Annotated in this window: 4 protein-coding genes and 3 rRNA genes; 6 read left to right on the forward strand and 1 reads right to left on the reverse strand. The window is 65.9% G+C overall.

From position 1 onward, the window contains the following. Positions 1 to 541 precede the first annotated feature (541 nt). The 6 genes from DEI96_RS06735 (at position 542) to DEI96_RS06760 (ending at position 11432) form a co-directional block, all read left to right on the forward strand. Positions 542 to 2063: ribosomal RNA gene (locus DEI96_RS06735) — 16S ribosomal RNA — on the forward strand. A gap of 432 nt (positions 2064 to 2495) precedes the next feature. Continuing rightward, a 23S ribosomal RNA gene (locus DEI96_RS06740) occupies positions 2496 to 5623 on the forward strand. Between the two features lie 157 nt (positions 5624 to 5780). Beyond that, positions 5781 to 5897, forward strand: a 5S ribosomal RNA gene (gene rrf / locus DEI96_RS06745). The 16S, 23S and 5S rRNA genes sit together here, the layout of an rRNA operon. Before the next feature lie 127 nt (positions 5898 to 6024). Continuing rightward, on the forward strand, positions 6025 to 7155 hold the full coding sequence (locus tag DEI96_RS06750) for an ROK family transcriptional regulator (protein WP_111025039.1): 1131 nt from the start codon (positions 6025 to 6027) through the stop codon (positions 7153 to 7155). 105 nt (positions 7156 to 7260) lie between these two features. Next, positions 7261 to 9276, forward strand: coding sequence for a beta-galactosidase (locus tag DEI96_RS06755; protein WP_111025040.1), 2016 nt, complete (start codon positions 7261 to 7263; stop codon positions 9274 to 9276). Then, positions 9273 to 11432 (forward strand): alpha-galactosidase, encoded by a 2160-nt coding sequence (locus DEI96_RS06760; protein WP_258373022.1) that lies wholly within the window; start codon positions 9273 to 9275, stop codon positions 11430 to 11432. The genes DEI96_RS06755 and DEI96_RS06760 overlap by 4 nt, the downstream gene beginning before the upstream one ends. A 481-nt stretch (positions 11433 to 11913) precedes the next feature. On the opposite strand, the gene DEI96_RS06765 is transcribed toward DEI96_RS06760, so the two are convergent. Then, on the reverse strand, positions 11914 to 14463 hold the full coding sequence (locus DEI96_RS06765) for a glycoside hydrolase family 2 protein (RefSeq protein ID WP_111023923.1): 2550 nt from the start codon (positions 14461 to 14463) through the stop codon (positions 11914 to 11916). Between the last annotated feature and the right edge of the window lie 59 nt (positions 14464 to 14522).

Consider the following 14522-nt stretch of genomic DNA (forward strand, 5'->3'; position numbering starts at 1 on the left):
GTTCGGGAGGCACGGTGCGAGTTCGCACCGTGCCTTCCGCCGTTCCCGGGGTCGCGCCCACCCCGTCGATCCCCGGAAACCCGGGGGACACGTGCCGTTCACCCGACAGCGACACGCCCGGGAGGGACGACGGTTGGCAGGCCCCCCGGGGCGTGTGTAAAGTAATCACTCGTTGCCGCTGAGGCGGAGAACGGAACGGCCGAGACGGTCACAGGGTGCAAGCCCTGGATGCGCAGTCCGGACGGGGTCCCGCTCAGGCAACATCCCCCGAAGAATTCGAAGCAATTCGACGTGTCTGACGGTGGAACAAGACGAATGCCTCTCTGGCGGAACCTGTGATGGGTCGAGCGGGGAGTGCGTCTGGTCCTTGAGAACTCAACAGCGTGCACATTGTCAATGCCAATTTATTGATTGACCTCGTGCCTGGTCGGCTTGCTGACCGGGTCATGAAGCAATTCCTTTTGGATTGAAGATTGTCAGTAGACAGTCAACAGTCAGAATCAACTCGGTCTGATGCCTTCGGGTGTTGGGTCTGTATTTTTTTACGGAGAGTTTGATCCTGGCTCAGGACGAACGCTGGCGGCGTGCTTAACACATGCAAGTCGAACGATGATGCCCAGCTTGCTGGGTGGATTAGTGGCGAACGGGTGAGTAACACGTGAGTAACCTGCCCCTGACTCTGGGATAAGCGTTGGAAACGACGTCTAATACTGGATATGATCACTGGCCGCATGGTCTGGTGGTGGAAAGATTTTTTGGTTGGGGATGGACTCGCGGCCTATCAGCTTGTTGGTGAGGTAATGGCTCACCAAGGCGACGACGGGTAGCCGGCCTGAGAGGGTGACCGGCCACACTGGGACTGAGACACGGCCCAGACTCCTACGGGAGGCAGCAGTGGGGAATATTGCACAATGGGCGAAAGCCTGATGCAGCAACGCCGCGTGAGGGATGACGGCCTTCGGGTTGTAAACCTCTTTTAGTAGGGAAGAAGCGAAAGTGACGGTACCTGCAGAAAAAGCACCGGCTAACTACGTGCCAGCAGCCGCGGTAATACGTAGGGTGCAAGCGTTGTCCGGAATTATTGGGCGTAAAGAGCTCGTAGGCGGTTTGTCGCGTCTGCTGTGAAATCCCGAGGCTCAACCTCGGGCTTGCAGTGGGTACGGGCAGACTAGAGTGCGGTAGGGGAGATTGGAATTCCTGGTGTAGCGGTGGAATGCGCAGATATCAGGAGGAACACCGATGGCGAAGGCAGATCTCTGGGCCGTAACTGACGCTGAGGAGCGAAAGCATGGGGAGCGAACAGGATTAGATACCCTGGTAGTCCATGCCGTAAACGTTGGGCGCTAGATGTAGGGACCTTTCCACGGTTTCTGTGTCGTAGCTAACGCATTAAGCGCCCCGCCTGGGGAGTACGGCCGCAAGGCTAAAACTCAAAGGAATTGACGGGGGCCCGCACAAGCGGCGGAGCATGCGGATTAATTCGATGCAACGCGAAGAACCTTACCAAGGCTTGACATACACCGGAAACGGCCAGAGATGGTCGCCCCCTTGTGGTCGGTGTACAGGTGGTGCATGGTTGTCGTCAGCTCGTGTCGTGAGATGTTGGGTTAAGTCCCGCAACGAGCGCAACCCTCGTTCTATGTTGCCAGCGGGTTATGCCGGGGACTCATAGGAGACTGCCGGGGTCAACTCGGAGGAAGGTGGGGATGACGTCAAATCATCATGCCCCTTATGTCTTGGGCTTCACGCATGCTACAATGGCCGGTACAAAGGGCTGCGATACCGTAAGGTGGAGCGAATCCCAAAAAGCCGGTCTCAGTTCGGATTGAGGTCTGCAACTCGACCTCATGAAGTCGGAGTCGCTAGTAATCGCAGATCAGCAACGCTGCGGTGAATACGTTCCCGGGCCTTGTACACACCGCCCGTCAAGTCATGAAAGTCGGTAACACCCGAAGCCGGTGGCCTAACCCTTGTGGAAGGAGCCGTCGAAGGTGGGATCGGTGATTAGGACTAAGTCGTAACAAGGTAGCCGTACCGGAAGGTGCGGCTGGATCACCTCCTTTCTAAGGAGCATCTGGTCAGTGCTGGTCGCCCATCATGGGTGGTTGGTTGCTGGTCCAGGCGCCTGTTTCGGACCGAACGTGTCCGACGGGTAGCTCATGGGTGGAACATTGACAGTGCAGTTGGGAGTGATGCTTCCGACCTCAGTACGCTCTGCTTGCAGGGTTGGGACGGGTCGGGGTGGAGCTGCCAGCTGGTGCACGTTGTTGGGTCCTGAGGGACCAGGCTTCCTGCTGCTACGTGAGTGGTGGTGGGGGTTGGGCCTACGGGTCCTTCGTCGGGCCAGGGTGAACCTACTGTTGTGGTGGGGGAGTGCTGGTGCCGATCGTATGTTGAGAACTACACAGTGGACGCGAGCATCTTTGATTCGCGTCATCCATGATCAGCCTTCGGGTTGTTGAGTGGTGACGTTGGATCGCAATTTTAATCTTTGTGGTCAAGTTTCTAAGAGCAAACGGTGGATGCCTTGGCATCTGGAGCCGATGAAGGACGAGAAATCTGCGATAAGCCTCGGGGAGCTGATAATCGAGCCTCGATCCGAGGATTTCCGAATGGGGAAACCCCGCCAGGCGCTTTTGCGACCTGGTGACTCCCGCCTGAATATATAGGGCGGGTAGAGGGAACGTGGGGAAGTGAAACATCTCAGTACCCACAGGAAGAGAAAACAACATGTGATTCCGTGAGTAGTGGCGAGCGAAAGCGGATGAGGCTAAACCGATCATGTGTGATAGCCGGCGGGCGTTGCATGGTCGGGGTTGTGGGACACGTCACTCAGTTCTGCCGGACTGGGACGGTTACAGCGCATCATAGTCGAACCGGTTTGAAAGCCGGGCCGTAGTGGGTGCCAGCCCCGTAGACGAAATGGTGTTATGGCCGGATGTGTATCCCAAGTAGCACGGGGCCCGAGAAATCCCGTGTGAATCTGTCAGGACCACCTGATAAGCCTAAATACTCCCAGATGACCGATAGCGGACAAGTACCGTGAGGGAAAGGTGAAAAGTACCCCGGGAGGGGAGTGAAATAGTACCTGAAACCGTTTGCTTACAAACCGTCGGAGCCTCCTTAGTAGGGGTGACGGCGTGCCTTTTGAAGAATGAGCCTGCGAGTTAGTGATATGTGGCGAGGTTAACCCGTGAGGGGCAGCCGTAGCGAAAGCGAGTCTGAATAGGGCGTTTGAGTCGCATGTTCTAGACCCGAAGCGAAGTGATCTATCCATGGCCAGGTTGAAGCGACGGTAAGACGTCGTGGAGGACCGAACCCACTTCAGTTGAAAATGGAGGGGATGAGCTGTGGATAGGGGTGAAAGGCCAATCAAACTTCGTGATAGCTGGTTCTCTCCGAAATGCATTTAGGTGCAGCGTTGCGTGTTTCTCGCCGGAGGTAGAGCTACTGGATGGCCGATGGGCCTCAACAGGTTACTGACGTCAGCCAAACTCCGAATGCCGGTGAGTGAGAGCGCAGCAGTGAGACGGTGGGGGATAAGCTTCATCGTCGAGAGGGAAACAACCCAGACTACCAACTAAGGTCCCTAAGCGTGTGCTAAGTGGGAAAGGATGTGGAGTTGCACAGACAACCAGGAGGTTGGCTTAGAAGCAGCCACCCTTGAAAGAGTGCGTAATAGCTCACTGGTCAAGTGATTCCGCGCCGACAATGTAACGGGGCTCAAGCACACCACCGAAGTTGTAGATTTCGCACTATAGACAAGCCTTCGTGGTTCAGTCGTGCGGAGTGGTAGGAGAGCGTCGTGTGGCGAGTGAAGCGGCGGAGTGATCCAGCCGTGGACGCTACACGAGTGAGAATGCAGGCATGAGTAGCGAAAGACGGGTGAGAAACCCGTCCTCCGAAAGACCAAGGGTTCCAGGGCCAGGTTAATCCGCCCTGGGTAAGTCGGGACCTAAGGCGAGGCCGACAGGCGTAGTCGATGGACAACGGGTTGATATTCCCGTACCGGCGAACAACCGCCCAAGCTAATCCAGTGGTGCTAAGAGTCCTAACCCGGTACAACCGGATCCCTTCGGGGTGATGGTGGCCGGTCTAACGCTCGACCCCATGCTGGTGCGGTTAGCGTATGAACAGGTGTGACGCAGGAAGGTAGCTGAGCCAGGCGATGGTATCCGTAAGGTGAACCTGGTGTAAGGATGTAGGGCTGACGATAGGCAAATCCGTCGTCTGTACGCCTGAGATCCGACGCGTACCCGTAAGGGGAAATCAGTGATCCTATGCTGCCGAGAAAAGCATCGACGCGAGGTTGCAGCCGCCCGTACCCGAAACCGACTCAGGTGGTCAGGTAGAGAATACCAAGGAGATCGAGAGAATCGTGGTTAAGGAACTCGGCAAAATGCCCCCGTAACTTCGGGAGAAGGGGGGCCGGACACGTGACCGGATTTACTCCGTGAGCGTTGAAGGCCGCAGAGACCAGTGGGAAGCGACTGTTTACTAAAAACACAGGTCCGTGCGAAGTCGCAAGACGATGTATACGGACTGACGCCTGCCCGGTGCTGGAAGGTTAAGAGGAAGGGTTAGCCTTTGGGCGAAGCTCTGAATTTAAGCCCCAGTAAACGGCGGTGGTAACTATAACCATCCTAAGGTAGCGAAATTCCTTGTCGGGTAAGTTCCGACCTGCACGAATGGCGTAACGACTTCCCAGCTGTCTCAACCGCGAACTCGGCGAAATTGCACTACGAGTAAAGATGCTCGTTACGCGCAGCAGGACGGAAAGACCCCGTGACCTTTACTACAGTTTGGTATTGGTGTTCGGAGTGGCTTGTGTAGGATAGGTGGGAGACTGTGAAGCGGGCACGCTAGTGTTCGTGGAGTCATTGTTGAAATACCACTCTGGTCACTTTGGATGTCTAACGTAGGACCCTGATCGGGTTCATGGACAGTGCCTGATGGGTAGTTTAACTGGGGCGGTTGCCTCCCAAAGAGTAACGGAGGCGCCCAAAGGTTCCCTCAACCTGGTTGGCAATCAGGTGGCGAGTGTAAGTGCACAAGGGAGCTTGACTGTGAGACTGACAGGTCGAGCAGGGACGAAAGTCGGGACTAGTGATCCGGCAGTGGCTTGTGGAAGCGCTGTCGCTCAACGGATAAAAGGTACCTCGGGGATAACAGGCTGATCTTGCCCAAGAGTCCATATCGACGGCATGGTTTGGCACCTCGATGTCGGCTCGTCGCATCCTGGGGCTGGAGTAGGTCCCAAGGGTTGGGCTGTTCGCCCATTAAAGCGGTACGCGAGCTGGGTTTAGAACGTCGTGAGACAGTTCGGTCCCTATCCGCTGCGCGCGTTGGAAATTTGAGAAGATCTATCCCTAGTACGAGAGGACCGGGATGGACGAACCTCTGGTGTGTCAGTTGTTCTGCCAAGGGCACCGCTGATTAGCTACGTTCGGACCGGATAACCGCTGAAAGCATCTAAGCGGGAAGCCGTCTTCGAGATGAGATTTCCATGCACCTTGAGTGTGAGAGGCTCCCAGCAGACTACTGGGTTGATAGGCCGGATGTGGAAGCGGGGACTAACGACCCGTGGAGCTGACCGGTACTAATAAGCCGAAGACTTGATAACACACTGATTTCCGTGCACTTGTTGCACGGGCTCGCGTCCACTTTGTGGTTCCCGACAGACGATCGGGAATCGAAACTGAATACACCGCTCTGCCCTCTTCACCGAGAGCAGCAGTCGGGACAGCTTTGAGACCAATGTATTATCTGGTCGAGAGTGTTCCGGTGGTCATAGCGAGAGGGAAACGCCCGGTCACATTCCGAACCCGGAAGCTAAGCCTCTCAGCGCCGATGGTACTGCAAGGGGGACCTTGTGGGAGAGTAGGACGCCGCCGGACTTAACGTAGTAACACCAGGGAACCCCTGACCATTCGTGGTCAGGGGTTTTCTGCGTTTCCGGCCCGTTTGGGGTCCTTGTCGAAGGGGTCTGGTCAGGCCGTAGGATCAGCCGACGACGGAGGAACGATGACCGAAGCCTGGCCGGCCCTGCCCGACGGCTCCCGCCTGGCGCTGCGGGAGATCCTCATCCACGGGGTGCTCTCCCGCGCCGAGATCGCCCGGTCACTCGGGCTCTCACGGGCGAGCCTCACCCGGGCCATGCGCATCCTCGTGTCACAGCGGCTCGTGGTGGAGGTCGGGACCGACGTGCGCGGTGCCACCGGCCGCCCCTCGGAGCTCCTGCAGGTGAGCAGTGGGCAGTGGGAGTTCCTCGGCGTCAAGCTCACGAAGGACCGCCTGTACGCCGCGGTCACGGACCTGGGCGGACGGGTCCTCGCCCTGCACGAAGAGGCGATCGACGACACCGCCGCCGAGTCGCTCGCGGAACAGATCACGCTGGTGCTCGAGCGGCTCCGGGATGCGCACCCGGCCATCTGTGCGATCGGGGTGTCGCTGCCCGGTGACGTCATGGTCCGCGCGGGGGAGTCCGTCGTCGCGGCGTCGGTGTTCCTCGGGTGGCACGAGGTGCCGTTCGCCCGGATGCTCGAGGAGCGGACGGGGATCGCCACGTTCACGGCGAACGACGTCCACGCGCTCACGGCGAAGGAGCACTGGTTCGGTGCGGGTGCCGGTCGCGGGTCGATGGTGCTCGTGACGGTCGGTGAGGGCCTGGGCCTCGGGCTCATCGCGAACGGGCAGGTCTCCACGGGGGAGCACGGACGGCTGGGGCGCATCGGGCACCTCCCCGTCCTCGGAGGCGGTCCGGACTGTGGTCTCGGTCACGCCGGGTGCGCCTCGAGCTACCTGCCGAGCCCGGTCATCGTGCGGAACGCCGGCCATGAGGGGAAGACGTACGACCAGGTGGTCGAGCTCGCGCGGGACGGCGACGAGGGCGCCCTCGCTGCGTTCGAGGATGCCGGCCGCGCCCTCGGGGTCCTGCTCGCCACCGCGGTGCACATCGCGGACCCCTCGGCGATCGTGCTGACTGGTGATGGGCTGCCCGTGTACGACCTGGCGCGGGCGACCGTGGACGAGTCGATGCGGGCCGCACTTGCGCCGTACACCGAGCCGGTCACGGTGGAGGTGCAGCCGTTCGAGTTCTCGGAGTGGGCACGCGCCGGGGCGGTCCTCGCCATCCGCCGGCTGCTGGGCGAGTGAGCGGCCGAGGGATCCGGCAGAGGTGTCGGCGCGTTAGTTACACACGTTGACAAACGCGGACGCAAACGGGAGGCTTGAGCGGTCCACACCATCGAAGGAGATGCCGTGACCGCTGCCCCCACCGTCCCGTGGCCGACCGACGGCCTGTCGTTCGGCGGCGACTACAGCCCGGAACAGTGGCCTCGGGAGACCTGGCTCGAGGACGTCCGACTCATGCGCGAGGCCGGGGTGAACCTGGTCACCGTCGGGGTGTTCTCGTGGGCACTGCTCGAGCGGTCGCCGGGGGACTTCACGTGGGAGTGGCTCGACGACGTCCTCGCGCTGCTGCACGAGAACGGCATCGCGGTGGACCTCGCGACGCCGACCGCTGCACCACCGAACTGGCTGCTGACCGCACACCCGGAGATCCTCCCCGTGGACGCCACGGAGCGGCGAGAACGACCGGGTGGACGCCTCGGGTGGTGCCCGGCTTCCGAGCTGTTCCGGGAGCACGCGCTCCGCATGGTCGACGCGCTGGCGGAGCGGTACGGCCGGCACCCCGCCGTGCGGCTCTGGCACGTCAGCAACGAGCTCGGCGGCGGTAACGGCCGGTGCTACTGCGAGGAGTCGGCAGCGGACTTCCGGCACTGGCTCGTCGCGAAGTACGGCGACGTCGAGGCCGCGAACGATGCCTGGGGCACGGCCTTCTGGGGGCACACGTACACCTCGTTCGACGAGGTCTCGCCGCCGCGCGGGGTGGGCGGGGCGCCGAACCCCGGGCTCGCGTTGGACTTCGAGCGGTACTCGTCCGACGCCCTGCTCCGCCAGTACGACGCCGAGAAGGCCGTGATCGAGCAGCACTCGGACGTGCCGGTGACGACGAACTTCATGGTGGGCGCCGGGTCGCAGGTCGTCGACTACGCCGGGTGGGCGAAGCACGTGGCGATCGTCGCGAACGACCACTACACGCTCGTCGACGACGCCCGCCGCGAGCAGGACCTCGCGCTGGCCGGTGACCGGATGCGCGGGATGTCGGCGGACCGCCGCCCCTGGCTGCTGATGGAGCACTCGACGGGTGGCCCGAGCTGGCAGCAGCGCAACCGCGCCAAGGAACCGGCCGAGCTCGTCCGGAACGCCCTGGCGCACGTCGCACACGGGTCCGACGGGGCGCTGTTCTTCCAGTGGCGGGCCTCCACCGCGGGCGCGGAGCAGTTCCACTCGGCGATGCTCCCGCACGCCGGCACCCGCACACGCATCTGGCGCGAGGTGCTCGCCCTCGGCCGGGCACTGCAGGCGCTCGCACCCGTCCAGGGCACCCGCGTCGAGCCGGCCCGGGTCGCGATCGTCGTGGACGAGGCCTCCGGGTGGGCCGTGCAGTCGGGGCTCAAGCCGCACCGGGGCCTGCGCTACGGTCGGGAGCTCCGCGCCTGGCACCGCGCGTTCCACGACCGGCAGGTGCTCACGGACGTGGTCCCCGCCGACGCCGACCTGGACGGCTACGACGTGGTCGTCGTGCCGACGATGCTCATCGTCGACGATGCGACCGCCGCGCGGCTGTCCGCCGTGGTGGACCGCGGCGCGACCCTGGTCGTCACGTACCTGTCCGGCATCGCCGACGAGACCGCCCGCATCCGCACCGGCGGGTACCCGGGCGCGTTCCGCCAGGTGCTCGGCGCCTGGAGCGAGGAGTTCACCCCGCTCCAGCGCGATGAACGCTGGACCCTCGACGACGGCGAGGTCGTCACCGACTGGGCCGAGGCCCTCGTCCTCGAGGACGCCGAGTCCGTGCTCCGCTACACCGACGGCCCGCTCGCGGGCCGGCCCGCCGTCACGCGCCGCGCCGTCGGCGGCGGCGCCTGGTACGTGTCCGCGATGCTCGCGGACGACAGCATCCAACGGCTCGTGGACGGGGTGATCGCGGAGCGGGGGATCCTGCGGACGGTCACCGGGCCTCCCGGCCTGGAGGCGGTGCGTCGCGTCGGCGACGACGGTTCCGCCTTCCTGTTCCTCGTCAACCACCGTGCTGACGACGTCACGGTCGTCGCGTCCGGGACGGACCTGCTCGACGGGTCCGGCCACGGGCCGGACACCGTCGTGCCGGCCGGACGCGTCCGCGTGCTGCGCGAGGAGCGGGCCTCGTGACCGTCGTGGAGCGCGAGTCGACAGCCGTCGGTGCAGGCGATCGACGCGTGCACGTGCTGCGATCGGCCGGGGTGTCGCTGGTGCTGGCGTCCGCGGCGGACGGGCTGCCCGAGGTGCTGCACTGGGGGCGGGACGTCGGGCCCGTCGCGCCGGACGATGTGGCCGACCTGCTGCTCGCACTCGGTCGGCCGCTCGGACCGAGTGCGCTCGACGCGCGGTGGCCGCTCACGGTGCTGCCGACCGAGCGCGACGGGTGGGAGGGGCGTTCGGGGATCGCCGGACACGTGGACGGGATGCCGCTCGTGCCGCGGTGGCGCGACGTGGTGGTGATCGGAGACGACGAGCGGATCGTCGTGACCGCCGAGTCGGACTCGTTGGCGCTCCGGAGCGAGTTCGCGCTCGACTCCGCGGGGGTGCTGCGGGTGCGGCACACGGTGACGAACACCCACGCCCAGCCCGTGCACGTGCAGGCGCTCGAGGCGACGCTGCCGGTGGGCGAGCGGATCACCGAGGTGCTCGACCTGGGCGGACGGTGGACCCGAGAGCGCACACCGCAGCGCCGGGCGGCGACGGCCGGGAGCCACGCGCGCGAGAGCCGCCGCGGGCGGACGGGCCACGATTCGCCGACGTTGCTCGTGCTCGGGACGCCCGGGTTCTCGGACGCCGAGGGTGAGCTGTGGGCGGTGCACCTGGCCTGGAGCGCGGACTCCGTGTACCGGTACGACCAGCTCGCCGAGGCGCGACCGCTGCTCGGTGCCGGAGAACTGCTGCGTTCCGGTGAGGTCGTGCTCGGCGAAGGGGAGTCGTTCGCTTCCCCCGACGCCGTGTTCGTGTGGAGCGACACCGGGATCGACGGGTTGTCCGACCGGCTGCACGACTCGTTGCGCAGCCGCCCGGGGCACCCGCGACGACCCCGGCCCGTCGTGCTCAACACGTGGGAGGCCGTCTACTACCGGCAGGAGCTCGAACCCCTGGTGGCGCTGGCCGAGACCGCGGCGGACATCGGGGTCGAGCGGTTCGTGCTCGACGACGGGTGGTTCCTCGGCCGGCGGTCGGACTCGACGTCGCTCGGGGACTGGTGCGTCGACCCGACGGTGTGGCCGGACGGGCTGACACCGCTCGTCGACCGGGTGCGTGCGCTCGGCATGGAGTTCGGCCTGTGGTTCGAGCCCGAGATGGTCAGCCCGGTGTCCGAGTTGGCGGCGGCGCACCCCGAGTGGATGCTGCAGCGCCCCGAGGACGACGTGCGGACGTGGCGGAACCAGTACGTGCTCGACATGGCGAACCCACTGGCCCGGCACCACGTGCTCGAGAGCATGTCCAGCGTGATCGGCGAGCACCACGTCGACTTCGTGAAGTGGGACCAGAACCGGGACATCGTGCACGCCGTGCACGCGGGGCGCGCCGGCATCGACGCGCACACCCGCGGTGTGTACGCGTTGATGGACGAGCTGCGTGCGCGGCATCCGTGGCTCGAGATCGAGGCGTGCGCGAGCGGCGGTGCCCGGATCGACCTCGGCGTGCTCGAGCGCACCGACCGGGTGTGGCCGTCGGACTCGAACGACGCCTTCGAGCGCCTGCCGATCCAGCGCTGGACCGAGGCGCTGCTGCCACTCGAGCTGATCGGCTCGCACGTCGGGCCGGAGATCTCGCACACCACGGGCCGGCACCTCGACCTGGACTTCCGGATGGCGGTGTCGCTCTTCGGCTCGGCCGGCATCGAGACCGACATCACGAAGCTGTCGCCCGAGGAGCTCGACCGGCTCCGGGCCTGGACGGCGCTGTACCGACGGGAGCGCGGGCTGTTGCACTCCGGACGGCTGCGGCACCTGGACCTCGGGGATCCGGGGACGGTGGCGACGTCGGTCGTGGCCACTGACCGTTCGCGGGCGCTGGTGCGGGTGGCGCGGACGGAGACGGGGCCGAGGTCGTTGCCGGTGCCGCTCCGGGTGCGCGGACTCGACCGGTCGCGGCGCTACCGGCTCGCTCCGGTGTCCGGGCTCGCTGTGCCGCGTGGGCTCGACATGGTGCCGCCGGAGTGGCTCGTGCGCGGACACCTGGAACTGACCGGCGCCGTGCTCGAGGACGTCGGCGCCCGGCTGCCACTGCTCGCACCCGCGACCGCGATCGTGCTGGAGCTCCGCGCGATCGACTGAGCGCCGTCAGCCGCGCTGCTTCGGCGGGGGAAGCGTTTCCTGATCGGCGACGTGACGGTTCCGGTTCGCGATCCTCGGCGATCGTGAACCAGAACCGTCACGCGTCGAGAGGAAGTGTCCGGCCCGGGGCGATCGGTGGGGTGCCGCGCGGTGAACGGGGCGGCGGTGCGGGACGATCACTCCGTCCGCGGGCTGCGGTGCTGCAGGCTGCAGGCTGCGGGCTGCGCTGTCGGGGGCTGCCGGCTGCGGTATTGCGGGTGGGAGTGGTGCCGGTGTGGGTGCGGGTGCGGGTGCGAGTGGTGCCGGTGCGAGCGGCGGTGCTGCCGGGTGCGGGGTGGCGGTGGTGGTGGTGGTGGCAGTGCGGGTGCAGCGTGCAGCGGGGGTGTGCGGGGGTGTGCGGGGGTGTGCGTGCACGCTCGGGTGACGGTTCCGGTTCGCGAACCCGGGGGATCGTGGACCGGAACCGTCAGGGGCACCCCGGTCAGGGCAGGAGCGAACCCGCGTGGCGGAGGACGAGCGGTTGGACGAGCTCCTGTGCAGCGATGCCCGGCGCGCCCGTCACCGTGAAGGTCACGGACTCGCCGGGGAGCAGGGACACCAGGCCGTCGTCGACGCGGGCGGCCGCATCGACGCGGTCGGGGAACAGCGAGACGTCGCGCGCGTACGCCGTCGCCGTCACGGTGACCGTTGCGCCGACCTCCGTCGCCGACACCACCGTGGACAGGGGCGAGGGGTAGAGTGCCTGGTCGACGACCTCGGCGAAGTCGTGCACGGTGCGGGTGCCGGCTCCCGTGACGACGAGGACCTCGGAACCGGCGTCGCCCGGCACCGCGAGTGACGACGGCAGCTGCACCCGGTCGACATCGGCGGGGGCGGCCGCGAGCATGAACGACGACGACTCGAGCACGGTGCCGTCGAACGTGATGCGGGAGACGGTGACCTCGTCGGCGACCGACGCCCCGGACGCGTTGACGAGGACGACGTCGAGACCTCCGTCGCCGTCGGCGTCCTGGGCACCGGACGACGGCTGCACGGTGAGCAGCACGGGCTGGTAGGCCTGCCGGACGGCGTACCAGACGGGCTTCCGGATGCCGGCGTGGTCGACGAGGGCCCACGACACCACGGGCCAGTCGTCGTTGAGCTGCCAGACGACCATGCCGGTGTTGTCGGGCGTGCGGGAGCGGAACCACTCCATGCCGAAGCGGATCGCGTGCGCCTGGTTGAGCTGCGCGGCGAAGTGCCAGTCCTCGATGCTCGTCGGCGACGGCAGGTGCCCGCGCATGCCGTCGGCGAGCTTCCGGTTGCCCTGGTCGGCCTTCTGGTGCACGAGCATCTCGTGGCCGTCCGGGTCGAGGGGCTCGTCGTGCACCACCGCGGTCAGGGTCGACCACGCCGGCGGGCCCTGGAACCCGAACTCGGCGACGAACCGTGGCTCCCAGTCGGCGTAGGCGCGGTAGTCGAGGCGGTTCCAGACGTCCCAGATGTGCACGCTGCCGTTCCGCTGGTCGTTCGGCGTCAGGTACTCGTCGAACGAGAACGGGCTGCCCGGCGTGTACGGCCGCGTCGGGTCGAGCTCGGCGACGACCGCCGGCAGCAGGGAACGGTAGTAGCCGTTGCCCCAGGTCCGGCCGACGAGCGACGGCCGCCAGCCCCACTCGGCGTAGGCGACGAGGTTCTCGTTGTTGCCGTTCCACACCACGAGCGAGGGGTGCGGGCTGAGGCGGGTGACGGCCTCGCGGACCTCGGGCTCGACCTCGTCGGCGAGCCAGGGCTCCTCGGCGTAGGCGGCACAGGCGAACAGGAAGTCCTGCCACACCAGGACGCCGAGCTCGTCGCACCGGTCGTACAGGTCGTCGGACTCGTAGATGCCGCCGCCCCAGATGCGGAGCAGGTTCATGTTCGCGTCGATCGCGTCCTGGATCCGGTCCGCGTAGCGCTCGGGGGTCATCTCGGTCAGGTAGGCGTGGTCGGGGATCCAGTTCGCCCCGCGCACCATGACCGGACGGCCGTTGACGCGGAGCAGGAACGGCGCACCGCCGGCGTCGGCAGCGGTGTCGAGCGTGACCGTGCGGAAGCCCACGCGGCCGGTCCACACGTCGTCGCCGACCTCGACCCGGACGTCGTACAGCGGCTGGTCGCCCTCGCCGCGGGGCCACCAGACGGCGACGTCGGGGACCTCGAGGCGGACGGTCGCGGCGCCGTCGACGACGGGACGTGCGCCGACGACCCGGCCGGCGGTGTCGGAACCGGCGCGTCCTGCGGACGCGGGGTGCGGGGCCAGGGTGATCCGGGCCTCCAGGCCGGTGCCCGCGGAGCCGTCCGCGGACGCGACGGGCGCGCTGCCGATGGCCTGCGAGAAGGAGCCGGTGGAGCCGGCGTGCTCGACGTCGACGTGGGCTGTCAGCACTCCGGTGGTGCCGTCGAGGTCGACGAGCGGGCGGACGGCCGCGATCCGGACGCCGCTCCAGGACTCGATGCCGATCGACTTCCAGATGCCGCTCGTGGCGACGTCGACGCCCCAGTCCCACCCGAAGTTCGACGCGTTCTTGCGGAGCGCGTTGTAGGGGTGGTGGTTGACGTGGGGCAGCTCGCCGCCGTGCAGGGCGGACAGGCGCTCGGCGGCGGGGACCGGGGCGTCGAAGGTGACGACGAGCGCGTTCGTGCCCGGCCGGAGCAGGTGCCCGATGGGGAACCGGTACGAGCGGTGCTGGTTGGCGGTGGTCGCGATGACCATGCCGTTGAGCTCGATCGTGGCGAGGGTGTCGAGGCCCTCGGCGACGAGGTCGTGGCGGGTCTCGTCCGGCGCGGTCCACTCGAACGTGCGGCGGTAGCGCCAGACGGTGTCGCCGATCCACTGGGTGACGGCCTCGCCGTCGCCGTCGAACGGGTCGGGGATCCGGCCGGCCCGAAGCAGGTCGGTGTGCACGCAGCCGGGGACCTGCGCCTCGACCGGTTCGCGGTGCTCCGCCGACTGCTCGGGCCCGGTCACCGCCTCGAGGGTCCACGTGCCGTCCAGGGTGGTCCGCTCCATTGCGTCTCCTCATCGTTACGGGGCCGTGACCCGACCCCTTGACCGCCTTAGTTTACGCG

Origin of the sequence: Curtobacterium sp. MCLR17_031, from assembly GCF_003234775.2 — a bacterium.
GTDB classification, from domain to species: Bacteria; Actinomycetota; Actinomycetes; order Actinomycetales; family Microbacteriaceae; genus Curtobacterium; species Curtobacterium flaccumfaciens.

Bases quoted from the DNA above. Each gene is read 5' to 3' on its own strand.
- DEI96_RS06750 (WP_111025039.1), top strand. From the start codon at position 6,025: ATGACCGAAGCCTGGCCGGCCCTGCCCGACGGCTCCCGCCTGGCGCTG.
- DEI96_RS06765 (WP_111023923.1), bottom strand. From the start codon at position 14,463: ATGGAGCGGACCACCCTGGACGGCACGTGGACCCTCGAGGCGGTGACC.